23 protein-coding genes are annotated in these 25150 nt (G+C 72.1%); 17 read left to right on the forward strand and 6 right to left on the reverse strand.

Translation table 11 applies throughout. From position 1 onward, the window contains the following. Window positions 1-132 precede the first annotated feature (132 nt). On the reverse strand, window positions 133-1962 hold the full coding sequence (locus ACZ4N5_RS02835; protein WP_467755326.1) for a phosphatidylglycerol lysyltransferase domain-containing protein: 1830 nt from the start codon (window positions 1960-1962) through the stop codon (window positions 133-135). A 199-nt stretch (window positions 1963-2161) separates the two neighbouring features. Between ACZ4N5_RS02835 and ACZ4N5_RS02840 the strand changes: the two genes are divergently transcribed. Both ACZ4N5_RS02840 and ACZ4N5_RS02845 read left to right on the forward strand, forming a co-directional pair. Further along, a complete protein-coding gene (locus ACZ4N5_RS02840) occupies window positions 2162-3292 on the forward strand; it encodes an alpha/beta hydrolase (RefSeq protein ID WP_467755327.1) in 1131 nt (376 codons plus the stop codon). Between the two features lie 374 nt (window positions 3293-3666). Further along, a complete protein-coding gene (locus ACZ4N5_RS02845) occupies window positions 3667-5361 on the forward strand; it encodes a DNA polymerase III subunit gamma/tau domain-containing protein (protein ID WP_467755328.1) in 1695 nt (564 codons plus the stop codon). Between the two features lie 146 nt (window positions 5362-5507). On the opposite strand, the gene ACZ4N5_RS02850 is transcribed toward ACZ4N5_RS02845, so the two are convergent. Further along, complete coding sequence (locus ACZ4N5_RS02850; protein ID WP_467755399.1) at window positions 5508-6794, reverse strand: PH domain-containing protein; 1287 nt, start codon at window positions 6792-6794, stop codon at window positions 5508-5510. A 101-nt stretch (window positions 6795-6895) separates the two neighbouring features. Continuing rightward, the gene (locus tag ACZ4N5_RS02855; RefSeq protein WP_467755329.1) at window positions 6896-7399 is read right to left on the reverse strand and encodes a PH domain-containing protein; all 504 of its coding nucleotides are present in this window, start codon (window positions 7397-7399) and stop codon (window positions 6896-6898) included. A gap of 31 nt (window positions 7400-7430) precedes the next feature. On the opposite strand from ACZ4N5_RS02855, the gene ACZ4N5_RS02860 reads away from it, so the two are divergent. Then, window positions 7431-8582 (forward strand): NADH-quinone oxidoreductase subunit D, encoded by a 1152-nt coding sequence (locus tag ACZ4N5_RS02860; protein ID WP_467755330.1) that lies wholly within the window; start codon window positions 7431-7433, stop codon window positions 8580-8582. On the opposite strand, the gene ACZ4N5_RS02865 is transcribed toward ACZ4N5_RS02860, so the two are convergent. After that, window positions 8547-9740 carry an SAM-dependent methyltransferase gene (locus tag ACZ4N5_RS02865; protein WP_467755331.1) on the reverse strand — a complete coding sequence of 398 codons (1194 nt, stop codon included), beginning with the start codon at window positions 9738-9740 and terminating at the stop codon, window positions 8547-8549. The genes ACZ4N5_RS02860 and ACZ4N5_RS02865 overlap by 36 nt on opposite strands. A 118-nt stretch (window positions 9741-9858) precedes the next feature. Here ACZ4N5_RS02865 and ACZ4N5_RS02870 point away from each other — a divergent pair, with 118 nt between their 5' ends. From ACZ4N5_RS02870 to ACZ4N5_RS02880, 3 genes are all read left to right on the forward strand, one after another. Further along, window positions 9859-11067, forward strand: a complete 1209-nt coding sequence (locus ACZ4N5_RS02870) for a sensor histidine kinase (RefSeq protein WP_467755332.1) — start codon at window positions 9859-9861, stop codon at window positions 11065-11067. 54 nt (window positions 11068-11121) lie between these two features. Beyond that, entirely contained in the window at window positions 11122-11793 is a 672-nt protein-coding gene (locus ACZ4N5_RS02875; RefSeq protein WP_467755333.1) for a response regulator, read from the forward strand. A 74-nt stretch (window positions 11794-11867) separates the two neighbouring features. After that, window positions 11868-12500: an AAA family ATPase gene (locus ACZ4N5_RS02880; RefSeq protein ID WP_467755334.1), complete on the forward strand. Its 633-nt coding sequence runs from the start codon at window positions 11868-11870 to the stop codon at window positions 12498-12500. Window positions 12501-12651: 151 nt separating this feature from the next. Here ACZ4N5_RS02880 and ACZ4N5_RS02885 read toward each other — a convergent pair whose 3' ends face one another. Next, on the reverse strand, window positions 12652-13758 hold the full coding sequence (locus ACZ4N5_RS02885) for a DUF5937 family protein (RefSeq protein ID WP_467755335.1): 1107 nt from the start codon (window positions 13756-13758) through the stop codon (window positions 12652-12654). A 169-nt stretch (window positions 13759-13927) separates the two neighbouring features. On the opposite strand from ACZ4N5_RS02885, the gene ACZ4N5_RS02890 reads away from it, so the two are divergent. Next, window positions 13928-14146, forward strand: coding sequence for a hypothetical protein (locus tag ACZ4N5_RS02890; protein ID WP_355842652.1), 219 nt, complete (start codon window positions 13928-13930; stop codon window positions 14144-14146). Window positions 14147-14180: 34 nt separating this feature from the next. On the opposite strand, the gene ACZ4N5_RS02895 is transcribed toward ACZ4N5_RS02890, so the two are convergent. Further along, window positions 14181-15392: a threonine aldolase family protein gene (locus ACZ4N5_RS02895; RefSeq protein WP_467755336.1), complete on the reverse strand. Its 1212-nt coding sequence runs from the start codon at window positions 15390-15392 to the stop codon at window positions 14181-14183. Between the two features lie 219 nt (window positions 15393-15611). Between ACZ4N5_RS02895 and ACZ4N5_RS02900 the strand changes: the two genes are divergently transcribed. The 10 genes from ACZ4N5_RS02900 (at window position 15612) to ACZ4N5_RS02945 (ending at window position 25032) form a co-directional block, all read left to right on the forward strand. Continuing rightward, a complete protein-coding gene (locus ACZ4N5_RS02900; protein WP_355842646.1) occupies window positions 15612-16550 on the forward strand; it encodes a Rossmann-like and DUF2520 domain-containing protein in 939 nt (312 codons plus the stop codon). Beyond that, on the forward strand, window positions 16547-17539 hold the full coding sequence (gene panC / locus ACZ4N5_RS02905) for a pantoate--beta-alanine ligase (RefSeq protein WP_467755337.1): 993 nt from the start codon (window positions 16547-16549) through the stop codon (window positions 17537-17539). Before ACZ4N5_RS02900 ends, panC begins: the two co-directional genes overlap by 4 nt. Then, the gene (locus ACZ4N5_RS02910) at window positions 17536-19305 is read left to right on the forward strand and encodes an L-aspartate oxidase (RefSeq protein WP_467755338.1); all 1770 of its coding nucleotides are present in this window, start codon (window positions 17536-17538) and stop codon (window positions 19303-19305) included. Before panC ends, ACZ4N5_RS02910 begins: the two co-directional genes overlap by 4 nt. A gap of 5 nt (window positions 19306-19310) precedes the next feature. Continuing rightward, entirely contained in the window at window positions 19311-20288 is a 978-nt protein-coding gene (nadC, locus tag ACZ4N5_RS02915) for a carboxylating nicotinate-nucleotide diphosphorylase (RefSeq protein ID WP_467755339.1), read from the forward strand. Window positions 20289-20296: 8 nt separating this feature from the next. Then, entirely contained in the window at window positions 20297-21094 is a 798-nt protein-coding gene (locus tag ACZ4N5_RS02920; RefSeq protein WP_467755340.1) for a type III pantothenate kinase, read from the forward strand. A gap of 159 nt (window positions 21095-21253) precedes the next feature. Continuing rightward, window positions 21254-22882 carry an LPXTG cell wall anchor domain-containing protein gene (locus tag ACZ4N5_RS02925; protein ID WP_467755341.1) on the forward strand — a complete coding sequence of 543 codons (1629 nt, stop codon included), beginning with the start codon at window positions 21254-21256 and terminating at the stop codon, window positions 22880-22882. A gap of 164 nt (window positions 22883-23046) precedes the next feature. After that, window positions 23047-23643 (forward strand): hypothetical protein, encoded by a 597-nt coding sequence (locus ACZ4N5_RS02930; RefSeq protein ID WP_467755400.1) that lies wholly within the window; start codon window positions 23047-23049, stop codon window positions 23641-23643. 13 nt (window positions 23644-23656) lie between these two features. Further along, window positions 23657-23842 (forward strand): hypothetical protein, encoded by a 186-nt coding sequence (locus ACZ4N5_RS02935; protein ID WP_328554209.1) that lies wholly within the window; start codon window positions 23657-23659, stop codon window positions 23840-23842. Window positions 23843-24036: 194 nt separating this feature from the next. Beyond that, complete coding sequence (locus ACZ4N5_RS02940) at window positions 24037-24453, forward strand: BlaI/MecI/CopY family transcriptional regulator (protein WP_389083906.1); 417 nt, start codon at window positions 24037-24039, stop codon at window positions 24451-24453. Between the two features lie 9 nt (window positions 24454-24462). Beyond that, a complete protein-coding gene (locus tag ACZ4N5_RS02945; RefSeq protein ID WP_356783973.1) occupies window positions 24463-25032 on the forward strand; it encodes an amino-acid N-acetyltransferase in 570 nt (189 codons plus the stop codon). Window positions 25033-25150: the final 118 nt, after the last annotated feature.

The raw sequence follows: 25150 nt of genomic DNA on the forward strand, positions 1-25150 counted from the left end.
ACCGCCGACCGCCGACCGCCGACCGCCGACCGCCGCCCGCCGCCCGCCGCCCGCCGAACGCCTGCCCCCATGCCCGCCGCCCCGGCGCAGCCCCCGAGCGGCACCCCTCAGGGGCACCGCCCGGCACGCCGGCTACGCGGCCCTCATGTCCCGCTCCGCCACCGTGTGCGCGCAGGGACGCGGGGCCCGTGTGCGGCGGCGCAGTATCCGGGGCAGGGCGAGGTTCACGAAGCCCTCGGCCTGCATGGCGGCGAGGCCGATGCGGGGGAGGTCGCGGGAGGCGGCGTAGACGACGAAGCGCGGCTCCCAGCGCGGGTGGAACTTGGCGTTGAACTTGTACAGCGACTCGATCTGGAACCAGCGGGACAGGAAGACCAGCAGCCCGCGCCAGGCGCGCAGCACGGGCCCGGCGCCGATCTTCTCGCCGCGGGCGAGCGCCGAGCGGAACATCGCGAAGTTGAGCGAGATCCGCTCGATGCCGAGGCGGGGCGACGCCTGGAGTGCCGCCACGATGAGGAGTTCGTTCATACCGGGGTCGGCCGCGCGGTCGCGGCGCATGAGGTCGAGCGACACGCCGTCCGCGCCCCACGGGACGAAGTGCAGGACGGCCTTCAGGTCGCCGTACGGGCCGGGCCGGTCGTCGGCCTTGTGCGCCGTGGCGATCAGACAGTCGCCGTCGGACGGGTCGCCGATACGGCCGAGCGCCATGGAGAAGCCGCGCTCGGTGTCGGTGCCGCGCCAGTCCTCGGCGGCCCGCCGTATCCGGTCCAGTTCGCCCTCGCTGAGGTCACGGATGCGCCGTACCCGGGTCTCGTAGCCAGCGCGCTCGATGCGCTTGACCATCTGGCGCACGTTCCGCATCGCGCGCCCGGAGAGGGAGAAATCCGCGACGTCCACCACCGCCTCGTCTCCCAGTTCGAGGGCGTCGAGGCCGGTTTCGCGGGTCCACACCTCGCCCCCCGTCTCGGAGCAGCCCATGACGGCGGGTGTCCAGGAGTGCGCCCTGGCCTCGTCCATGAAGCGCTCGATCGCGCCGGGCCAGGCCTCCACGTCGCCGATGGGGTCACCGCTGGCGAGCATCACCCCGGAGACGACCCGGTAGGTGACGGCCGCCTTGCCGCTGGGCGAGAAGACGACCGCCTTGTCGCGGCGGAGCGCGAAGTGACCGAGGGAGTCGCGGCCGCCGTGCTTGTCCAGGAGAACGCGCAGCTGGGCCTCGTCGTCCTCCGTGAGGCGCGCGGCCGGGTGTTCGGGCCGGAAGGCGAGGTAGATGGTGGTGACGGCGGTGAGCCAGCCGAGCGCGCCGAGGGAGAAGGCGACGGTCCAGGAGGTGGGGCCGGCGTAGTCCACGGGGCCTTCGAAGCCGACCAGGCCGTACAGGACGTGGCTGATGCGGTCGGCCAGGCTCGGGTCGCCGATCATGCGGTCCTCGTGGACGCTGACGATGACGAGTCCGAGGACGAGGGAACCGGCGCCCATGAGAACGAAGTTGGCGAGCGCACGCCAGCGGCTGCGTGGATCGGGCAGCGCCGCGAACTCGTCGCGGTTGCGCAGCAGCGGTGCGAGCAGCGCGGCCGATATGACGACGCCGATCACCGAGTGGCGGTACGCGAACTGCGCGACGGCACCCGCCGGGAGCAGGACGACCGCGGCGCGCCAAGCCCGGCGTTTGCGGCGGCGCAGCCCGTGGGCGAGCAGCAGCAGGAGCACTCCGGCGCTCAGCGACAGCGCCGCGGCGAAGGGTCCGAACGCGCCGGGCAGCACCTCGGCCAAGGCGTGCATACGGCTGTGACGGAAGCGCGGGAAGACGCCCGCGGCGATGTCCAGGAGACCTACGAGCGTGCAGGCCCTGGCGACCAGGGCGGGGACGGCCTCCGGGCTCGGACCGCGGAGTATGCGCCGCGTCCGGCCTGTTCGGCCTGGAACCCCACCCGACAATTCCCCATCTACCCTGACAGACATCGCATCCCGTGGTTCGGCGAGAGACCTTGAATCCGGTGCCATTCCGGCATCCGGCGACATTGCGCCCTCTAGGACGGTGTCTTGGGGAGACAGGTTCACTCCCTTCCGGAAAGCCGGTTCAAAAGGCAAGGAAAGTCCAGGGCAAGCCCTCGCCAAGGAGCGGGACGGACCCGGACGGAAAGCGCAGGCGGAACAGCCCATGGGTCTCACAAGCAACAAGGTGCTGGCATTGGTGGTCCTGCTCGCCGTGCTGCTGTTCATCGGCACGGTGTGGTGGTGGCCGCGGCTCGCCCGGCGCACCTGGTGGTCCGTCAGCGGACGTGTGGGGCTGCTCCTGGCCACCCAGGTGATGTTGTTCGCCTCGATCGGGCTGTGCGCCAACCAGGCGTTCGGGTTCTACGCCAGCTGGGCGGATCTCCTGGGCCGGGAGAAGGGTGAGGGTGTGGTCGTCGACCACAACGGGGCGGGCGGTCCGAACGGCGGCCCCCTCCAGGTGGTGGACACGGAGGAGGTGGCCGTCTCGGGCGGCGGCCGGCTGCAGACCGGTGGCCAGATCCAGAAGATCGACATCGTCGGCACCACGACCCACATCGCCACGCCGGCGTACGTCTACCTGCCGCCGGAGTACTTCCAGCCGCAGTACCGCACCCGTACGTTCCCGGCCGTCACCGTGCTGACCGGCTATCCCGGCACCGCCAAGGCGCTCATCACGGCCCTGCACTTCCCGCAGACGGAGAATCGTTTGGTCAGGAACGGCAGGAGCCAGCCGATGATCCTGGTCATGCTGCGGCCGACCGTCGCTCCCCCGCGGGACACGGAGTGCGTGGACATCCCCGGCGGTCCGCAGACCGAGTCCTTCTTCGCCAAGGACCTCCCCGACGCCGTATCGGCCCACTACAGGGTGGGCAGGAAACCCGGGAGCTGGGGTGTCATCGGTGACTCGACGGGCGGCTACTGCGCGCTGAAGCTCGCCGTCCACCACCCCGGGGTGTACGCCGCCGGCGCCGGCCTGTCGCCGTACTACAGGGCGCCGATCGACCGCACGACGGGCGACCTCTTCCGCGGCGACAAGGCATTGCGCCAGGCCGCCGACCTGCGCTGGTACCTGAAGCACAAGCCCGCCCCCGACACCTCGCTCCTCGTCACCAGCAGCAAGGTGGGCGAATCCAACTACAAGGCCACGCTGGGCTTCATAGACCTGGTGAAGTCCAAGCGGCTCACCAGGATCTCGTCGATCATCCTCGACAGCGGCGGCCACAACTTCAACACGTGGCGGCGCGAGATCGCGGGGACACTGCAGTGGATCAGCGGGCGGCTGAGCGACCGCTGACGGGTGCCGCGCCGGGGCCGTGCCGGCCGAAGGCATGCCGCGCCGGGGCCGTGCCGGCCGAAGGGCCGTGCGGTGCCGGGCCGCGTCGTCTCGGGCCGTGTCGGGCCGTGTCGTGCCGAGCGGACGAATTAGGGTGCCCGGTACGGAGCAATGTCGTCCCTCGGGGAAATGTCGCGCATCAATGATTCCGATTCGGTGAACCGTCCGGAGCCGGCGGAATTGATCGGGGAGCGGGCGTGACCGGGGGCGTGACGGGCCTTGTGGGACAAGCGGTGTGCCCTGCGGACGCCTGGTACAGGACAAAGGCTCCGGGGTGACTGTGTTTTTACCGTGCGGGGCACCAAGATTCGCCTACGCGCGGTAAGTTTCTGGCCATGCCACGTGGACGCCACCGCCATTCCCCGCCCTTGCACAGGGTGCTGCCTCCTTCGGCGATCGCCGGCGTGTCGCTCGTCTGCGCCGTAGGGCCCTGGCTGTTCACGGATGCCTTCGCGCTCCGTGTCCTGGCCGCGGGTGCCGCGGCGACGGCGGTCGCCGGTGCGGTCGTCATGCGCCGCTGGGACACCTCGGCGGGTAAACGCGTCGCCGACCTCACGCGCGCGCGGGCGAGCGACGAGTGGCGTCATGAGGAGCGCGTCGCCGAACTGGAGACGGACCTCGACGAGTCGCGCGAGCTGCGCGTCAAGCTGGAGCAGAAGCTGCGCGCCAAGCGCACCGAACTGGCCGGCCTGCGCAATGAACACGCGGCGCTGCTGCGGCGGTACGCCACGGCGGAGACGGAGCGGGCGACCGCTCTGGAGGGTCGTCGGCAGCTCGCCATAGAGGCGTCGGTGCCGGCACGAGCCCTGCCCGCCGCGCGGACGGCTCCGGATGCGGTGGAGACTCCGGAATCCCCCGACACGCCGGAATCCCCGGACACGACGGATTCCCCGGACGCGACGGACCTCTCCGACGCGGTGGGTTCGCCGGACACGCCCGGGGCGGTCGAGGCGTCCGAGGAATCGGACGAGGCTGAGGGCCCCGAGGAGTCGGGGGAGTCCGAGGGCGCGGTGTCAGCGTCCGGGAGCGGGACGGAGGCCATCGAGGCCTTCATGGCGCCGGACGACGACCCTGCTCCCCTGGACGCGGACGCGGAGTTGCCGGCGGAGGCCGGCCCCGGGACCGGGACTGGGACCGACGAGTCTCCCGAGGTCTTCTCTCCGGCCGGGTCGTCGCTCTTCCTGCGGGCCGGAGCGGCGTTGAGCCGGATAGGGGGTAGTGCTGAAGAGGCCGAAGGCGCCAAGGCCGGGGCGGTCTCGACGTCCGTGGCCCTGGCACTGCCGGACTCGCACCCCGACGCGGCTGTCGCCCCCGAGGGCGCCGGCTCCGACGCCGGCCCGGCGACGGCCGAGTCCCTGAACAGTGGGTCCGCCCGCGGCGGGTCCGCGCTGGACGCGGCCGTCAAGAGGGACGCGGCGGCGAAGAAGCGCGCGGCGATGCAGAAGGGTGCGGTCGCGGCGAAGGACGCGGTCGCGAACGGCGAGGCCCGGCAGGGCACTCCGGCCACCGAGGCGGGTCCGTCCTCGGACTCCGTCACGGAGGCGGGTGGGGCGCAGGGGAAGCCCGAGGCGGTCGGCGAGCATCAGCGCGCGGCCGCCGAGGCCGAGCCGACGCAGTCCGCCCCGTCCGCGACCCCCACGACGTCTCCCCAGGCCGAGGCGGCACACTCGGCCCGGGCGGCGCATCACGCCAAGCCCGCCCAGCGGTCCGGGCATTTCACCGTGCCGACGGCGGTGGCCGTCGTCCCGCACACCGCGCCGGTGCGACGCCCCTCGGTCGAGGGAGGGTTCGACTTCTTCGGTACGCAGAAGGAGGCGTCGGACGCCGCCGCGATGGAGGCCGTACAGAACGAGGACCTGGCCGACGTGGTCGGTCAGGAGGCACTCGCTCTGCACAAGGCCGAGGCCGAGTCCGGCTTCAAGCCCGCGAGCGAGGCTTCGCGCGGTGCCGACCGTCAGGTCATCGATCTGACCGAGCACGACGAGACCGAGCACATCAACATGACGGGGCTGCGGAGCGCGGTTTCCTGAACCGCCCGCTTGCCGAACAGGCGTGACGGACTGAGGGCAGTGGCACCACACCACTGCCCTCAGTCCGTTGCGAGGGGCACACCCTCCGCGCCGGCGGGCGCCGTGGCATCCTCCGCACGAACTCCGCCCCTGTGCGTGCCTCGGCCTCAGGCCATCCACCGGTCCGGCCGGGCTTCCCGCCGTCCCGTGCGGGACCGGTCCGCCTGCGCCTGGAGAAGCTTCCTCGCCTCCGCGGCATCCCGCAGCCGCGCCGTCACCGTCCTGCCGGCGCCGGTGTCGATGTGGACGTCGGCGAGCCCCCTGAAGCGCTCCCAGGGCCCCTGCGTCAGCCGTACGCTCTGCGCCTTCGCGTGCGGGACGAGGGAGAGGCTGCGCCGCAGCAGCCCGTGGCGCGCCGCGAAGACGCTGTCGGTGACGGCGAGTCCGTATCCGCGCCACCAGAACGGCACGCACCAGCCGGCCCGCCGCGGCGGCCGGTCCAGGGATGCCGGGACCGTCACCCCGGGCAGCGCCGCGGCGATCACCGCCTCCGCGACCTCGCGCGGAGCGACGGGCACGAGGACCGAGTTCGACGACCCGGCCACGTCCAGTTCGACCCGCACCCACCTGCCCCGCCACAGCAGGGGTTCGACGATCCGTACGGTCTGCACGCGTCCGGGCGGCACGGTCTCGTGCGTACGGTCCAGGAGCCCGTGGTCGATGCGGAGTCCGTCGGGCGACTCGCCCACCGTCCAGTCGTACTCGGCGACGAACCGCCCCACGCTGCGCGCGCCCGCCGCGCCGAGCAGCGGCAGTCCGGTCGCGAGGACCGTCCACACGCTGTGCGTGGCGAGCCACAGGAGCGTGGGGACGACGAACGCGGCGGCCAGCGAACCCCAGGTGGCGCCGGTGAGCAGCAGGGAGGCGACGAGCACGCCGGGCGGGACGTGCAGCAGCCGCCGGACCGGCGCCTCGCCGACCTCGTGGGCGGACTCGGGCGCGAACCCGGCGGCCCGGGCGAGGAGTTCGGCGCGCAGCATCCGGGCCTCGCCCTCGCCCAGGTATGCCAGTTCGTCCTTCTTGTCCGTCCCGACGACATCGAGCTTGAGCTTGGCGACGCCCGCGACACGGGCCAGCAGCGGCTGGGTGATGTCGACGGCCTGGAGCCGTTCGAGCCGGATGTGCGCGGTGCGGCGGAACAACAGGCCGGTACGGATGCGCAGTTCGGTGTCGGTCACCGCGAAGTGGGTGAACCACCAGCTCAGAAAGCCGTAGAGAGCGGCGCCCGGGACGACCACGGCGAGTCCGACGAGCAGTGCGGTCGTGGTGAGTCTGGTCAGCTGCTCCTGCGCCTGGTTGGGGTCGTGGACGGCCCAGCCGGCGAGCACGGCGACCGGCGCCCACGCGCGCCGGAACGGTGTCACGGGGTGCAACCGCCGTTCGGACAGCGGCATTTCCGCCCGTACGGAGTCGTCGTCGCCCGGCAGGGCCGTCGCGGCGGAGGGACTGCCGGGCACGGCGGACGTCTGTCCCGAGGAGTCCGGGGAGGCCGTGCTCACAGTCCCGCCGATCGTGCCTCGCCCAGTTCGGTCAGCCGGTCCCGCAGCCGCTCGGCCTCGGCCGGGTCGAGACCCGGGATGCACGCGTCGGTCGCCGCGGCGGCCGTGTGCAGCTGCACGCTGGCGAGCCCGAAGTGGCGTTCGAGGGGCCCGGAGGTCACCTCGACCAGCTGCATGCGCCCGTACGGCACCACGGTCTCCTCACGCCACAGCACACCCCGGCTGATCAGCAGGTCGTCGGCGCGTTCGGCGTACCGCCAGGAGCGCCAGTTGCGCCCCAGCATGCGCCAGCCCCACGCGGCCAGGGCGAGCGGCAGCAGCGCGAAGGCCGCCCAGCCCGGACCGGCGAACAGGGCGAGGAGCAGTCCGACGGCGATCGTCAGCAGTCCCAGCCACACCACCAGCAACAGCCGTCGCATCCGCAGCAGCCCCGGAGGCAGCCCGGTCCAGACCGGCTCCGCCGTCGCGCTCTCGTCGGTCCGCGTGCTCCCCGTCTCCATGGCGCAAGCGTACGTACGAGAGACTGTGCCCATGACTCCTACGACGGAGACCATGGTCGGCATCGGCGGCGCTGCCGAGAGCACCGACATGGTGCTCAACATCGGCCCCCAGCACCCCTCGACCCACGGCGTGCTGCGACTGCGGCTCGTGCTCGACGGCGAGCGGATCCAGCACGCGGAGCCGGTCATCGGCTATATGCACCGCGGCGCGGAGAAGCTCTTCGAGGCGCGCGACTACCGCCAGATCATCATGCTCGCCAACCGCCACGACTGGCTGTCCGCCTTCTCGAACGAGCTGGGTGTCGTCCTGGCCGTGGAGCGGATGCTCGGCATGGAGGTCCCCGCGCGCGCGGTGTGGACGCGCACGCTCCTTGCGGAGCTCAACCGCGTCCTCAACCACCTGATGTTCCTCGGCTCCTATCCCCTGGAACTGGGCGGGATCACCCCGATCTTCTACGCCTTCACGGAGCGCGAGGAACTCCAGCACGTCATGGAGGAGATCTCCGGCGGGCGCATGCACTACATGTTCAACCGCGTCGGCGGCCTCAAGGAGGACCTCCCGGCCGGATGGGCCACGCGCGCGCGTGCCTGCGTCGCCGCGCTGCGCTCGCGGATGAGCGTGTACGACGACCTGGTGCTCGGCAACGAGATCTTCAGGGGGCGTACACGCGGTGTGGGCGTCCTCAGTCCGCGGGCCGTGCACGCGTACGGCGTGAGCGGCCCCATCGCCCGCGCCTCCGGCGTCGACTTCGACCTGCGGCGCGACGAGCCCTACCTCGCGTACGGCGAGCTCCAGGACACCCTGAAGGTCGTCACACGCCAGGAGGGCGACTGTCTGGCCCGCTTCGAGTGTCTCCTGGAGCAGACGCACGTCTCCCTCGACCTCGCGGACGCCTGCCTCGACCGGCTCGCCGAACTGCCGCCCGGCCCGATCAACCAGCGTCTGCCGAAGGTCCTGAAGGCGCCCGAGGGGCACACGTACGCCTGGACCGAGAACCCGCTCGGCATCAACGGCTACTACCTCGTCAGCAAGGGCGAGAAGACCCCGTACCGGCTGAAGCTGCGCTCCGCGTCCTTCAACAACATCCAGGCGCTCACCGAACTGCTGCCCGGGACGCTGGTCGCGGACATGGTGGCGATCCTGGGGTCACTGTTCTTCGTGGTCGGGGACATCGACAAGTAGGGCGCGGCGCAGGACGGCATCCGGGGCATCCGGGGCGTCCGGAGCGGCCGGTTCGTCCCGGAGCACGTCGGGGAAGCCGACGGGCTGGAGCAGCCAGCCGAAGTCGCCCAGCCCGCCCGGCGCGGTGAGTTCCGCCGCCGCTCCGGCGCCCGCGAGAGCGCGCACATAGGCGGCGGGGTCCGTCGACGCCAGTGCGAGCGGGGGACGTGCGCCGCTCACGCCCAGCGCGCGCAGTGCCGCGCGCTGGGTCACCACGCGTCCCCCGGGCAGCGCGCACGCGTCGAGCGCCACATGCGCGGTGATGTCGCACGAACCGTCCGGCACCGGCGCCGTCTCGCGTCCCTCCCGAAAGCCGGTGAGCGTCCCGAAGGGCGGCCGTCCGCCCGCGAAGTGCGCGTAGTCGACGGCGACGGCGAGGCCACGGTCGAGCGCGGACACGGCGGAGGCCCAGGCGAGGTCCCGGGGAAGCCCGATCTCCGCACGGGCGCCCTCGGCGGGCGCGAGGGGCACTTCGGCAGAGGTGCGCGCCTCCGGTGGAAGGGGCGCTCCAGGCGGGGGCGTGTGGGCCGGCCGCGCTCCCGGTGCGGGCGTGCGGGCGGGCCGCGCGCCGACGGGCGGCCACCACCAGTTCCGCAGCCACTGGGCGTCCGCCCCGGTGACGGCCTCCCCGAGACGTTCGGCTCCGTCGCCGCGTACGAGGACCAGCCGCGGCACTCCGTCCGGGCCGACCTCGGCGACGTCCACGGGCACGTTGTCCAGCCACTCGTTGGCGAACAGCAGCCCGGTGATCCCCTGCGGGGGCTCGGCGAGCCACGCGATCCGCCGGTCGAGGCCGGCCGGCCGGTCGGCCCGCTCGACCGCGTAGCCGCGCGCGCGGGAGGCCACGTCGGCGGGGAGGGCGGCCAGGACGCCGGTCACCAGCTCGCCGCGGCCCGCCGCCATGTCGACGAAGGCCAGTGTGTCCGGGTGGCCGAGCGCCGCGTCGAGGCGGCACAGCAGCCGTGCCACGGCGCCCGCGAACAACGGGGACGCGTGCACCGAGGTCCGGAAGTGCCCGGCCGGTCCCTCGGGCCTGCGATAGAAGCCGGAGGGGCCGTACAACGCCTCCTCCGTAGCCTCGCGCCACCCATGCCACTCGCCCGTCGCCGCACATTCCACCGGGCCAGGCTAAGCGTCCCGGAGCGGGGGGCCTCCACCTTGGGGAGTACGCGGGGCGGTCCCGGATCGATCCTCCGGCTGACCCCTGCACACTGCACGCTTCCCTACTCTGGGTTACGTGCAGCGCCTCTATGACTTTCTCCGTAGGTACCCGACATGGGTCGACAGCTTCTGGGCCGTCGCCCTGCTCGGCATCTCCGGGGTGAGCCTCTCAAATGTCAACGGCGCCGCGGACCAGCAAGCGTCGTCGCTTGTCCCGGCGCTCCTGATCGCCGTCGTACTGAGCTTGGTCGTCGCGCTGCGGCGCCGCATGCCCGAGAAGATGCTGGTCCTGGCCGTGGCGGCAGGCCTCGCACAGCTGGTCCTCGACGTCCCGACGGCGCCCGAGGACTTCGCGATGCTGGTGATCATCTACACCGTCGCCGCGGACGGCGCCCGCTGGGCCTCCCGGCTCGCGCTGATCGGCGGCCTGTGCGCGGGCACGCTCTCGCAGCTGCGCTGGCCCGCGCACGAGGCCGGCGGGCTGGCCGGTGTCCTCATAGCGATCTTCCAGACCGTTCCGTTCGCGCTCGCCTGGGTGCTCGGCGACTCGATCCGCACCCGCCGCGCCTACCTCGCGCAGCTGGAGGAGCGCGCCGCCCGTCTGGAGAAGGAGCGCGAGGCGCAGGCCAAGGTCGCGGTGGCCGCCGAGCGCGCCCGGATCGCGCGCGAGCTGCACGACGTCGTCGCCCACAACGTCTCGGTCATGGTGGTTCAGGCCGACGGTGCCGCGTACGTCATGGACAGTGCCCCGGATCAGGCCAGGAAGGCGCTGGAGACCATCTCGGGGACCGGCCGGCAGGCCCTCGCCGAGATGCGCCGCCTGCTCGGCGTCCTGCGCACCGGCGAGCACCAGGAGGGCGGCGAGTACGTGCCGCAGCCGGACGTCGAGCAGCTCGACGACCTGATCGAGCAGTGCCGCACCTCCGGCCTGCCCGTCGACTTCAAGGTGGAGGGCACCCCGCGCCCGCTGCCCAGCGGAGTGGAACTCACGGCGTACCGCATCGTGCAGGAGGCGCTCACCAACACCCGCAAGCACGGAGGCCCGAACGCGGGTGCGAGCGTCCGCCTGGTCTACTTCGACGACGGCCTCGGCCTGCTCGTCGAGGACGACGGCAAGGGCGCGCCCCACGAGCTGTACGAGGAGGGCGGCGCCGACGGGCACGGCCACGGCCTGATCGGTATGCGGGAGCGCGTGGGCATGGTCGGCGGCACCCTGGACGCGGGGCCGCGGCCGGGCGGAGGCTTCCGCATCAGCGCCCTGTTGCCGCTCAAAGCGGCTCACTGACACCTGTACACAACTGATCCTTACGAATGATCCCTACGAAGTGAAAGGCCCCCGATGGCGATCCGCGTGATGCTCGTCGACGACCAGGTGCTGCTGCGCACCGGCTTCCGGATGGTGCTCGCCGCCCAGCCGGACATGGAGGTCGTGGCCGAGGCGGGCGACGGCGTCGAGGCCCTGCAGGTACTGCGCGCCACCGAGGTCGACGTGGTCCTGATGGACGTACGCATGCCGAAGCTGGACGGCGTGGAGACCACCCGCCGCATCTGCTCGGACCCGAACCCGCCGAAGGTGCTGATCCTCACCACCTTCGACCTCGACGAGTACGCCTTCTCCGGGCTGAAGGCGGGCGCCTCCGGATTCATGCTCAAGGACGTGCCTCCGGGCGAGCTGCTCGCCGCCATCCGTTCCGTGCACAGTGGCGACGCCGTGGTCGCGCCGTCCACCACCCGGCGCCTGCTCGACCGGTTCGCGCCGCTGCTGCCCAACGCCGGCAAGGAGCCCCAGCACAAGGGGCTGGAGCGGCTCACCGAGCGCGAGCGCGAGGTCATGATCCTCGTCGCGCAGGGCCTGTCCAACGGGGAGATCGCGGCCCGCCTCGTCCTCTCGGAGGCCACCGTGAAGACCCACGTCGGGCGCATTCTCACCAAGCTGGGGCTGCGTGACCGGGTCCAGGTGGTCGTGCTCGCGTACGAGACGGGGCTCGTCCGGGCGGGCGGGCTCGGCTGACGCACGGCGCGCACGGCCGGCGGCCGGGGTGGGGGCGTGACCGGGATGTGACCGGCGCCCACTAGGGTCTGCGCATGCTCCTGTGGATCAACGGGCCCTTCGGGGGCGGCAAGACACAGACCGCACACGAGATCCAGCGCCGACTGGCCGGCAGCGTCATCTGCGATCCGGAACACGCCGGTTTCGGCCTGCGCCGTATGCTTCCGCCCGAACTCCGCGGCGATTTCCAGGGCTTGGTGTCCTGGCGGCAGGGTGTGGTCGAGGTGCTCGACCTCGCGCTCAGCAAGCAGGGTGGTGTGGTCATCGCCCCCATGACGGTCACGGACCCCGTGTACTTCACGGAGACGGTCGGACGGCTGCGTGAACTGGGCCACGACGTACGCCACTTCGCCCTGCTGGCCGAGCGTGAGACCGTACTGGGGCGGCTGCGCGAGCGCGGCTTCGGGCAGCTTCTGCGCCACGTCGCCGGGAAGGACGCTCCGCTGCGGCGCGAGAGCTGGGCCGTGCGGCAGCTCGACCACTGCCTGGAGCGGCTGCGCGAGCCGGAGTTCGCCGAGCATCTGTGGACCGACCAGACGACGGTCGCCAAGACCGCCGACCGCATAGCCGTCCTCGCGGGGCTGACGCTCACGCCGAACCGGGACGGCGCCCTGCGCGGACGCCTGCGGCGGGCGCTGACGAGCGCGCGCCACATCCGCTTCGACTGAGCCGGTCGCACGGGCCGGGGCGGGGTTCGTTCCCCGCGCTTGCGCGCCGCCCGCGTGCCGGGGGAGCACTGTTTCCCGCGAGTCTGCGTGGCCGCCGAGTCTGCGTGCCCGCGTGGCTGTGTGCCCGCGTGGCTGTGTGCCGCGCCGGGCCCTAGCGCAGGATGCCCTCCAGGAAATCGCTGCCCAGCCGGGCCACCACGCTGACGTCGAGCTGGTGCAGCACGTACCGCCCACGGCGCCGCGTGGTGATCAGGCCCGCCTTCTTGAGCACGCTCAGGTGCCGGGATATCTCCGGCGCGGTCATGCCGTGCGCCTGGGCCAGCTCGCCGGTGGTGTACGCGCTGCGCGCCAGGTGGCGGCAGATGCGCATCCGGACCGGGTGGGACAGGGCGGTCATTCGCAGGGTGAGCTGCTCGACGGAGGGCGGGGTGGCGAGCTCGGGGGAGCTGACGGGGTAGTGCAGCACCGGCTGCCATTGGTACCGGTGCAGCACCATCAGGTGCGGGCGGCCGAGGCTGGTGGGGACGAGGAGCAGGCCGCCGTCCGCCGTGACCGTGCGCCCCTCGGTCAGCTTGTCGACGGTGATGCGCCGCGCCGTCTCGTCCAGGGAGAGTGCGGAGGACACGGAGGCCAGCGCCTCCGACAGGCCCTTGTGCCGGAGCAGATCCGTCTTGTGACGGGCCTCGGCGGCCAGCGGGTGGCGCAGCCGGGACCAGGTCTCGGCGAAGAAGGCCTCGTCGCAGTCCTCCAGGAACTGCCTCAGCCAGGCCCGCACGCCCGGCGGGTTCACCAGCAGCCGCTCGGTGAACCGCGTCTGCTGTGGCCCGCGCGAGGCGGCCAGATCCACGGCGCGCCGCCGCACCTCGGGGTCGGAGAGGGCGTGCGGCCCCTCGGAGCTGTAGGCCAGCGCGCAGGTGAACTCCAGGGCCGCGTCCACGAACTGCTCGTCCGTGAGCTTGTCCAGCAGGTCCAGGTCCTCGGCGAGGGTCGCGCCCGGCAGCGTGGCCCCGCCCGGGACGCCCGCACACGCCAGGAACAGGTCCGAGAACGTCGTACGCCACAGGAAGTCCGCCTCGCACATCCGGTCCGCGAGATGGGGATCGAGCCGGGCGGTCACCCCCGTCACCCAGCCCTGCAGCCCGGGGTGGTGTCCCGGCTCCGCGAGCGCGTGCAGCGCCATCCCCAGCTCGGCCAGCGGCGACGGCACGACGGCGATCCGCTCCGGCCGCAGCCCGCCGATGTCGATGTGCACGCTCATGCCCCCATGGTGCACCCCGCCACCGACAACGGGCCGCCGTCGATTGACGGCGGCCGTCAATCGGGGCGACAGCCGTGGCGATCAGGCGGAACCTGGGACGTCCGGGGCATTCCGTGCGGGTCCTCGCGGGTCCTTCGGTCCCATCCCTCGTCCCGAGAGGCGATCGGTCATGAGCATCACGCAGCAGTACCTCCTGGACACCTACCGGGCCTCGCAGCACGGGGAAGCGGCACCTCCGGCACCCGGCAGCCATGACTGGGAGGTCGCGCGGGAGCTGCGCGACTACCGGCAGTTCCGGGCCGTCGTGGCCGGGCATCCGGCCCACGGCCGGATACGCGGCGCGCTGAGCCGGTGGCTGCACGGACAGCGCCGGCACCCGGCCCACTGAGGCCTTTGCCGCCGAGCCGTCCGGTGATCCCGTGCTATTCGGTGATTCCGCCCGGCAGCCGCTCCACGAACGTCCGGACCGCCGCCTTCACGTCGTCCGCCGTCCACTCCAGACCCGGCCCGGCCACCGTGACCTCGGTGTACGCGAGTCCGGGGCCGCCCCTGTTCCAGCCCTGCGCGAAGAGGCCCGTCCTCGTCTCCTCGACGTGCCGCAGCGCCGCGTCCCCGAGGACGTCCGGCTCGTACGGAAGCCAGATCTGGAACTGGTGGGTGTGCGGCTCCTCCGGGTGGACACGGACCCACGGGACACCGGCCTCCGTGAAGCCCTCGCGCAGGGCACCGGCCACCACGCGCGCGTGGGCGACGTAGTCCGGCAGCCGGGGCAGCTCCCGCTCCAGGCCGATCAGTGCCGACAGGACGGTCGGGAACTGCTGGATGATCATGCCGCCGTACCGGTGCCGCCAGGTCTTCGCCTCGTCCACCAGCGTCTTCGGCCCCGCGACGGCGGCACCGCCGAAGCCGCCGAGCGACTTGTAGAACGAGACGTACACACTGTCCGCGAGGCCCGCGATCTCGCTCAGGGAGCGGTCGAAGTGCGGCGTGCACTCCCACAGCCGGGCCCCGTCGATGTGGACCACCGCGTCGCGCTCCCGGGCGGCCTCCACGACCTCGGTGAGCTCCTCCCAGGAGGGCAGGACGAAACCGGCCTCCCTGAGGGGCAGCTCCAGCAGCAGCGCTCCGAACGGCTCGGGGAAGTCCCGCACCTCCTCGGCGGTCGGCATCCGCGGCTCGTCCGTCAGACGGACCGGGCGCAAGCCGCTGACCTGGCTGAACGCCTGCCTTTCATGGACTTCGGGGTGATTGAGGGCATGCAGCGCCACGGTCGCGTCGCCGGTCCGTCCCGCCCAGCAGCGCAGGGCGACCTGCTGGGCCATCGTCCCGGTCGGGAAGAAGACCGCCGCCTCCATGCCCAGCAGTGCGGCGACCCGCTCCTCCAGAGCCTCGACGAGGCCGTCGCCGTACATGTCGACCCGCCCGTCGAGGTCGCACACATCGCCCGCGCCCTCGCTCAGCCAGGCAAGGCGCTCGCGGAGCGTCTGCTGGTGGCCGGGCCGCCACAGCACCCGCTCGGCCGCCTTCCAGGCGGTGATGCGCCGCTCGAACCGCTCCTTGGGAGACAGCTCCGCCGTCTGCTCCCCGGCCTGCTCCGCAGGCTCCGTACCGCTCTGTGCCGCCGTATCGCTCATACCAGGATGATGTCCCGAGCCCACCCGGTCGGTCACCCCGATTTGCGCGCGCCGGTGACCTGCGGAAATCCCGTTCACGCGGTCGGTGCACGGCCTTTTCCCGAGGCCCGCGGAAACCCACAGCCTGTGGACGGCCGAACTGCCCTCGAACCAATCGCGTTAACATGACGAGAAATCGTCCGGTACCCCGAGCGGACTGGAACGGAAGGCCGCCGTCGAGTGAGTACGTTTCCCCAGCCAGAGCCCAAGGACCGCCCCGCGCGGCTGACCGTCGGCGTCGTCGGCGCCGGCCGTGTCGGACCCGCGCTCGCCGCGGCACTCCAGCTCGCCGGACATCGCCCGGTGGCCGTCTCCGGCGTCTCCGACGCCTCCAGGCGTCGTGCCGCGCAGCTCCTGCCCGACGTGCCGCTGGTGTCCCCGGCACAGGTCCTGGAGCGCGCCGACCTGGTGCTGCTGACCGTTCCCGACGACGCCCTCCCCGGGCTCGTCGAAGGGCTCGCCGAGACGGGCGCCGTCCGGCCCGGCCAGCTGCTGGTGCACACCTCCGGGCGGTACGGCACGCGGGTGCTCGACCCGGCGCTCAGGGCCGGAGCGCTGCCGCTGGCCCTGCATCCCGCGATGACGTTCACGGGCACCCCCGTGGACGTCCAGCGGCTCGCCGGATGCTCCTTCGGGGTCACCGCGCCCGAGCAGCTGCGGATGGCCGCCGAGGCCCTGGTGATCGAGATGGGCGGCGAGCCCGAGTGGATCGCCGAGGAGTCCCGGCCGCTCTACCACGCGGCCCTCGCGCTCGGCGCCAACCACCTGGTGACCCTGGTCGCCGAGTCGATGGAGCTGCTGCGCACCGCCGGTGTGGAGGCCCCCGACCGGATGCTGGGACCGCTGCTCGGCGCCGCTCTGGACAACGCGCTCAGATCGGGCGACGCGGCCCTGACCGGACCCGTCGCGCGCGGGGACGCGGGCACGGTCGCCGCGCACGTCGCCGAGCTGCGCGAGCACGCTCCGCAGACCGTCGCCGGCTATCTGGCGATGGCCCGCGCGACCGCCGACCGCGCGCTCGCCCACGGACTGCTCAAGCCGGAACTCGCCGAGGACCTCCTGGGGGTACTCGCCGACGGGACGGACGGGACCCAGGGGACCGAGGGAGACGCCCGATGACCACTGCCCTGCTGCGCACCGCCGACGAACTGCACGCGCGTGCCCGCACCGGCCGCCGAGCCGTCGTGATGACCATGGGCGCCCTCCACGAGGGCCACGCCACCTTGATCCGCGTCGCCCGCGAGATCGCGGGCGACGGGGGCGAAGTGGTCGTGACCGTCTTCGTGAACCCCCTCCAGTTCGGTCAGGGCGAGGACCTCGACCGCTACCCGCGCACCCTCGACGCCGACCTGAAGATCGCCGAAGAGGCGGGCGCGAACGTCGTGTTCGCCCCCTCCGTCGACGAGGTCTACCCCGGCGGCGAGCCCCAGGTCCGGATCTCGGCGGGACCGATGGGCGGGCGCCTGGAGGGCTCCGTGCGGCCCGGCCACTTCGACGGCGTGCTCACCGTGGTCGCCAAGCTGCTGCACCTCACCCGGCCCGACGTGGCGCTGTTCGGCCAGAAGGACGCCCAGCAGCTGGCCCTGATCCGGCGCATGGCACGCGACCTGAACTTCGGCGTGGAGATCGCCGGTGTCCCCACCGTGCGCGAGGAGGACGGACTCGCCCTCTCCAGCCGCAACCGCTACCTCTCGGCCGGGGAGCGGCACACCGCGCTCGCTCTCTCGCAGGCCCTGTTCGCCGGCCGCGACCGGCACGCCGCCCAGGAGGCGCTGCGCGCGCGGGCCCTCGAAGTGCCCGCCACACGCGCGCGTGCCGAGGCCCTCAGCGCCATAGGCGAGTCCCGGGCCGCGGCCGACGCGCACGCCGTCGCGAAGGCCGTCCCCGGCTGGCCCGGCGGCGTCCGCTCTGCGGCCCGGCTGGTCCTGGAGGAGGCGGCCCGCATGCAGCCGCCGCTGGTCCTGGACTATCTCGCTCTCGTCGACCCCTCCGACTTCACGGAGATCCCGGACGACTTCACCGGCGAGGCGGTCCTCGCCGTCGCCGCCCGGGTCGGGACGACCCGGCTGATCGACAACATCCCCCTCACCTTCGGAGCCGCCTCGTGACCGGCAAAGGCACAGGTTCAGACACAGCCAAGGGCACCGGCATACGACTGCACGCGCCGGCGCCCGGCTGGGCCCTCAGCGCGGACGTCGTGGTCGTCGGATCAGGCGTCGCCGGTCTCACCGCGGCCCTGCGCTGCGAGGCCGCGGGGCTGAGGACCGTCGTCGTCACCAAGGCACGCCTGGACGACGGCTCCACGCGCTGGGCGCAGGGCGGCATCGCCGCCGCCCTCGGCGACGGCGACACCCCCGAGCAGCACCTCGACGACACCCTCGTCGCGGGCGCGGGCCTGTGCGACGAGGAGGCCGTGCGCATCCTCGTCACCGAGGGCCCCGACGCCGTCCGCCGGCTCATCGCGACCGGCGCCCACTTCGACGAGTCCTCCGAGGGCCGACTCGAACTCACCCGCGAGGGCGGCCACCACCGCCGCCGCATCGCGCACGCGGGCGGCGACGCGACGGGCGCCGAGATCTCCCGGGCCCTCGTCGAGGCGGTACGCGCGGGGGGCCTGCGCACGGTCGAGAACGCGCTCGTCCTCGACCTCCTCACGGACTCCGACGGCCGCACCGCGGGCGTGACCCTGCACGTCATGGGAGAGGGCCAGCACGACGGGGTGGGCGCCGTGCACGCCCCCGCCGTGGTCCTCGCGACCGGCGGCATGGGCCAGGTCTACTCCGCCACGACCAATCCGTCCGTCTCCACGGGCGACGGCGTGGCCCTCGCCCTGCGCGCGGGCGCCGAGGTCTCCGACCTCGAATTCGTGCAGTTCCACCCGACCGTGCTGTTCCTCGGACCGGACGCGGAGGGCCAGCAGCCGCTGGTCTCCGAGGCGGTCCGCGGCGAGGGCGCCCACCTGGTCGACGGTGACGGCGTGCGCTTCATGGTGGGCCAGCACGAGCTGGCCGAGCTGGCGCCCCGGGACATCGTCGCCAAGGGCATCATGCGCCGGATGCAGGAGCAGGACGCCGAGCACATGTTCCTCGACGCCCGGCACTTCGGCGCCGCCATGTGGGAGCACCGCTTCCCCACCATCCTGGCCGCCTGCCGAGCCAACGGCATCGACCCGGTGACCGAGCCCGTCCCGGTCGCCCCCGCCGCGCACTACGCCTCCGGAGGAGTACGGACCGACGCGCGGGGCCGCACCACGGTCCCCGGCCTGTACGCGTGCGGCGAGGTCGCCTGCACGGGCGTCCACGGCGCCAACCGGCTCGCCTCCAACTCGCTGCTGGAAGGCCTGGTCTACGCCGAGCGGATCGCCGCCGACATCGCGGCGAGCCACGCCGAGGACGGTCTCCACGCGCGCGTGCCCGAACCCGTTCCGCACCCCCAGAAGCCCGCGCACCCGCTGCTCGCCCCCGAGGACCGGTTCGCGATCCAGCGGATCATGACCGCGGGCGCCGGTGTGCTGCGCTCCGCCGGGTCCCTCGCGACCGCGGCCGACCAGCTCCAGCGGCTGCACACCGACGCGCGTGACGCCCTCGACGAGAACGGCAAGACCTCCGAGCCCGGCGTCGACACCTGGGAGGCCACCAACCTGCTGTGCGTGGCCCGCGTCCTGGTCGCCGCCGCCCTCCTGCGCGAGGAGACCCGGGGCTGCCACTGGCGCGAGGACCACGCCGACCGGGACGACGCGGACTGGCGCCGCCACATCGTCGTACGGCTGAATCCCGACCGGACGCTCGCGGTCCGGACCACCGATACCGCAGACTTCCCCCCGACATCCCGGCAGCCCCACGCGGCGCCCCAGTCCCGTCCCCAGGAGCAGTGACCGAAGTGAGCACCCACGACCTTCCCCTCGCCCAGAGCGGCGGCTGCGGCGACGGCTGCGGCTGTGGCGCCGATACGGACGAGGAGTACCTGGAGTGCGGCCTCGACCCCGCGCTCGCCCAGCTCCTCGCCGACGCCGGTCTCGACCCCCTGGAGGTCGAGGACATCGCGAACGTGGCGATCCAGGAGGACCTCGACCACGGCGTGGACGTGACGACGGTCGCGACCATCCCCGAGGACGCCGTCTCCACCGGGGACTTCACCGCGCGGGACGCGGGCGTCGTCGCGGGCCTTCGGGTCGCCGAGGCCGTCATCTCCGTGATCTGCACCGACGAATTCGAGGTCGAGCGGCACGTCGACGACGGTGACCGCGTCGAGGCCGGCCAGAAGCTGCTCACCGTCACCACGCGCACCCGCGACCTGCTGACGGCCGAACGCAGCGCCCTGAACCTTCTGTGTCGCCTGTCCGGCATCGCGACCGCCACGCGCGCGTGGGCGGACGCGCTCGAGGGCACCGGGACCCGCGTGCGGGACACCCGCAAGACGACGCCGGGCCTGCGCTCCCTGGAGAAGTTCGCGGTGCGCTGCGGCGGCGGCGTCAACCACCGCATGTCGCTCGCCGACGCCGCGCTGGTCAAGGACAACCACGTGGTCGCCGCCGGCGGCGTGGCACAGGCCTTCAAGGCCGTACGGGAGATGTTCCCGGAGGTCCCGGTCGAGGTCGAGGTAGACACCCTGCACCAGCTGCGCGAGGTCGTGGACGCGGGCGCCGACTTGATCCTGCTGGACAACTTCACGACCCTCGAGTGCGAGGAGGCGGTGGGCGTCGTCGAGGGCCGGGCCCTCCTGGAGGCGTCCGGGCGGCTCACCCTCGACGACGCCGCCGCGTACGCGCGGACGGGCGTCGACTTCCTGGCCGTGGGCGCACTCACGCACTCCTCCCCGATCCTCGACATCGGTCTCGACCTGCGAGCGGCGGAGTAACCGCGACCATGCTGCTGACCATCGACGTAGGCAACACCCACACGGTCCTCGGCCTCTTCGACGGGGAGGAGATCGTCGAGCACTGGCGCATCTCCACCGACTCGCGCCGGACCGCCGACGAACTCGCCGTGCTGCTCCAGGGACTCATGGGCATGCACCCGCTGCTCGGCGAGGAGCTCGGCGACGGCATCGACGGCATCGCGATCTGCGCCACCGTGCCGTCCGTGCTGCACGAGCTGCGCGAGGTGACCCGGCGCTACTACGGCGATGTCCCCGCCGTCCTCGTCGAGCCCGGCGTCAAGACGGGCGTGCCGATCCTCACGGACAACCCCAAGGAGGTCGGCGCCGACCGGATCATCAACGCCGTGGCGGCCGTCGAGCTGTACGGCGGACCGGCGATCGTCGTCGACTTCGGTACCGCGACCACGTTCGACGCGGTCAGCGCGCGGGGCGAGTACATCGGCGGTGTCATCGCCCCCGGCATCGAGATCTCGGTCGAGGCACTCGGCGTCAAGGGCGCCCAGCTGCGGAAGATCGAGGTGGCCAGGCCGCGTGCGGTGATCGGCAAGAACACGGTGGAGGCGATGCAGTCCGGCATCATCTACGGGTTCGCGGGTCAGGTCGACGGGGTCGTGAACCGGATGGCGCGCGAGCTCGCCGATGATCCCGAGGACGTCACCGTCATCGCCACGGGCGGGCTGGCCCCGATGGTCCTCGGCGAGTCCTCGGTGATCGACGAGCACGAGCCGTGGCTGACGCTGATCGGACTGCGCCTGGTCTACGAGCGGAACGTGTCCCGCCTCTGAGCAGTACCGCAGTTGCGGAGCACTTCCGACTGCGTGGTCGGAGCGGTACGGCCGGCCCGTGTTCGTCTGGAGTTCATACAACCTTCTGGTGGGGTTCGGGGTCATGGCGGGTGACTTCGGGGACGCCCCGGGGCCCTGGACCACCAGAGGGAGTTTCCGATGAGATCGGTTCCGGCTACTGCCAGAACTGCCGGTGGGAGACGGGCCCGGTCGGCCGTGTGCGCCCTCGTCGTAGCGGCGGTGCTGACGGGCGCGTCGACCGGACCGGCGGCCGCGGACGGGGACACGGTGAAGGACGGCGGGCCGGCGGCGGCGTCGGTGCCTGCCGGCGCCGACATCGTGCTGGTGAGCCCGACGGACGTGAAGGCGTATCCGTACGACGATCAGAATTCCGAAGGTCTGTACGCCGGCGTGCGCAACGACGGAACGACGACGGTCGGCTCCTACACGCTCACCCTCGACACCTCGTCGCTCGAGGGTGTCGCCGATGTGACGGGCTGCCCGGAGCAGGCGGACCACAACCTGGTCTGCACACGGGGCAAGGAGTCACTCGAGCCCGGCGGGTCCGCTTCGTACAACCTCGGGCTGCGGCGCGCGAAGGGCGCGCCGGCCGGGGCCTCGGGCGAGATCCGCATGACCGTCGCGTCGCACGGGGTCCGGCTCGCAACCCGGACGATCAAGGTGACGGTTCCCGACGCGGGCGTGGTTCTCGACCGGCTGGAGCGCACGCCCGCCAGCGAGAAGGTGAAGCCGGGAGCCTCCATGAAGGTGATGAGCGGGTTCACGAACTACGGTGCCACTCCGCAAGAGACTGTGGGCTTTTCCGTCCGGTACGAAGGCGTGACGCCCGACCAGGAGTTCAGCAACTGCGAATACCGCACCTGGGGCGATTCCACCCATGGGAGCGGCCTGGCGCACTGTGTGGTCAAGGGCCCGGCCGACGTCAGCGGTTCCTACGATGTGGATCTGGGCTCGATGACGGTCGACTCGGCGGTGCTCTCCGGTGAGCTCGCCGTCCACTACGTGCCTGACATGCGGTTGGGTCGGCAGGACGACTACCACCGCGGAACCGGCGCTGAGCTGAGGCTGACGCCTCGCCCGGCGTCCGCGCCGCCGGGTGTGCCGCAGGGCAGCAACGGGGACTACACCCGATTCTCCGTCGACAACACCGCGGACATCCAGGCCCTGGGGACCACCGTGCGGCAGCGGGAGGCCGGGGACCCGGTGACGGCCACGGTCGGTGTGCGCAACAACGGTCCCGCCGGGATGCAGTCGTGGAACGGGAGCGAGCCGGGCGAGGACCCGCCGTACCAGACGCATGTCTATCTCCCGGCCGGGACGGAGGCCGTCACCGTTCCCGAGCACTGTCACAAGTTCACGGACAAGCATGACGCCGTCTACTACGACTGCGTCATGAACACCGAGCAGGACTTCTGGATCGACCCGGGCCAGCGGACGTCCTGGACCTTCGAACTGCGGGTGGTCGATGCGGCCGCTTTGAAGCCGGGCCGCGTCGAGGTGCTGTGGAGCGACCCCCACATGAGCAACAACAGAGCGGCCATCGTCGTCGGCGCTTCGGGCCGGGGTTCGGGCAGTGGTGGCGCGGACGGCACGGTGGGTTCCGGCGATACGCCCAGCGCGCAGGGCTCCGCCGGCACCGGCGTCGACGCCGGCCAGGGGGAACTGGCCGAGACGGGCATGGACTCGGTGACGTTCACGGCCGCGGCGGCGGCCCTGCTCCTGGGCGGCGGACTGTTCCTCGGCCTGCGTCGCCGAACGGCACGCTGAGCGCCGGGGGGTCCGTGACGTGACCCCCGCCGGGCCCGCCGTGCGGACCTCCGTGGTCCGAACGGCGGGCCCGTGCCACGCCACAAGAAGTACATTCGTCTGATTCTTCGCATTCAGTGCGTATCGTCACTTTCATGCCCACGCCCTACGGATCCCACGGCGGCATGGCGTTCGGCGCGGAGGAGCTGCGTGTGCTCCGTCGTGCCCTCGCCCTCGCCCTGCACCCCAGTCCCGTCTCGGCCGAGGACGTCCAGGACTGCCTCCGCCTCGCCGAGTCGGTCGACGAGGCGGCCCGCGAGGGAGCCAGGCTCCGGGCCTTCCTGCTGGACGACCTGGCCCGCTACCGGGCCGCGTTGCCGGGCACCGCCGCCGGCTATCTCGTCCTCCTGGAGGAGGTCCTCACCTCCGGCTACCGGCCGAACCCCGACGACCTCGCCGCGCTCCGCGCGCTGCGCGGCAACCCCGCCGCGGCGGCCCTCCTGGACCGTTGCCGGGTCCTGGCCGAGCAGGACGTGCGCGCCCGGCTCGCGGGCCGCGCGGTCGCCTCGGTCCCCTCGTCCCGCACCCGGCTGCTGGCCCTGCCCGGCGGTCGCGCCGCCGACGAGCAGGACAAGAAGCCCGAGCCGAAACCGCAGTCCCAGCCGCCGGCCGGGACGCCGCGTCCGGACCGGCCCATCCCCACCCCCGGCGAGGTCTTCCCGCCGAGGCGCAAGCCCGGACCGCCTCCGGCGAACCCGCCGCAGCAACTCGCGGCGGGCTAGCTACTCTGGAGCCATGGACTATGTCTCCGCGCTCGTGCCCCCCGTAGTGATGGCCGTGTTCTTCATCGGGCTCATCGTGACGATCGTGAAGAGTCAGGGCGGGGCCAACAAGGCCAAGGAGGACGGGGTCGTCGACGCCGCCCTCGCGCGCGTGGAGGCCGCTCAGCAGGCCTCGGCCCCCAAGGACGCCGGGGCCTGAGCCCCGGGCGGCCCCGCGCGCGGCTCCGCCGGGCACGACCGTCCTCCGGCCGGGGCCCGCACCGAACCGCGCTCTCAGGGCGTACGACTCGGACGTTTCATACGTTCTTCGAGTCGTACGCCCTTTTTGTTGGCCATCTCCCACTATTGTTCTGAACTGTGCCTCGCCCATTGGGAGAACTCGAAGACGCGGTCATGACGCGGGTGTGGAAGTGGAACCGCCCGGTGACCGTTCGGGAAGTCCTGGAAGACCTTCAACAGGAACGGTCCATCGCGTACACCACCGTGATGACCGTTTTGGACAATCTCCATCAGAAGGGCTGGGTGCGCCGAGAGGCGGAAGGCCGGGCCTATCGATATGAGGCGGTCTCCACACGGGCCGCCTACTCGGCGGCGCTGATGAACGACGCCTGGTCGCAGAGCGACAACCCGGCAGCCGCTCTCGTCGCCTTCTTCGGGATGATGAGCGAGGAACAGCGGGTCGCGCTCAGGGATGCTGTGCGCATGGTGCAAGGGCCCGAACCACAAGCTTCCGAAGCCGCCGAAAGGCCACCGGTGCCCGAGCCCTCCGAGGAGAACCCCGCCGCCGACGGGGGCGCCTCCGGGCGATAGCGTCCGCTCATGCCAGCAGAGCGTCCCGCGGAGGTTCCGGCAGAGCTTCCGGCACAGCATCCCGAAGTCACCGCAAAAGCCGTCACCGTCCGGCGGGCCAGGACCGGCGATGTCGCGGCCGTACGCGGACTCCTTGACGCGAACGTGCGCCGCCGTATCCTGCTCGACAAACCCACGGTCACTCTTTACGAGGACATCCAGGAGTTCTGGGTCGCGGAACGCGACGACAACGCCGAGGTGGTCGGCTGCGGCGCCCTGCATGTGATGTGGGAAGACCTCGCGGAAGTCCGCACTCTCGCGGTGAACCCCGCGGTCAAGGGCCTGGGTGTCGGTCATCAGTTGCTGGAGAAGTTGCTGCAGACCGCTCGCTGGCTCGGCGTTCGACGGGTTTTCTGTCTGACCTTCGAAGTCGGCTTCTTCGCGAAGCACGGCTTCGTGGAGATCGGCGAGACACCCGTCGACACCGATGTGTACGCCGAGCTCCTGCGTTCCTATGACGAGGGCGTGGCAGAGTTCCTCGGTCTCGAACGAGTGAAACCGAACACCTTGGGCAACAGCCGGATGCTTCTGCATCTGTGATCGCCGCCGGCTATTCCGGCGGAGTGCGTTGCCCACGTTCCCTATGTCCGAAACGCGCACGTTTCCGGGTGGGCAGTGTCCAGTGAGTCTCTGCCAGGGGTTTGTGTTTTTCCAGCAA

The sequence above is a fragment of the Streptomyces sp. NPDC026500 genome, from assembly GCF_055567635.1.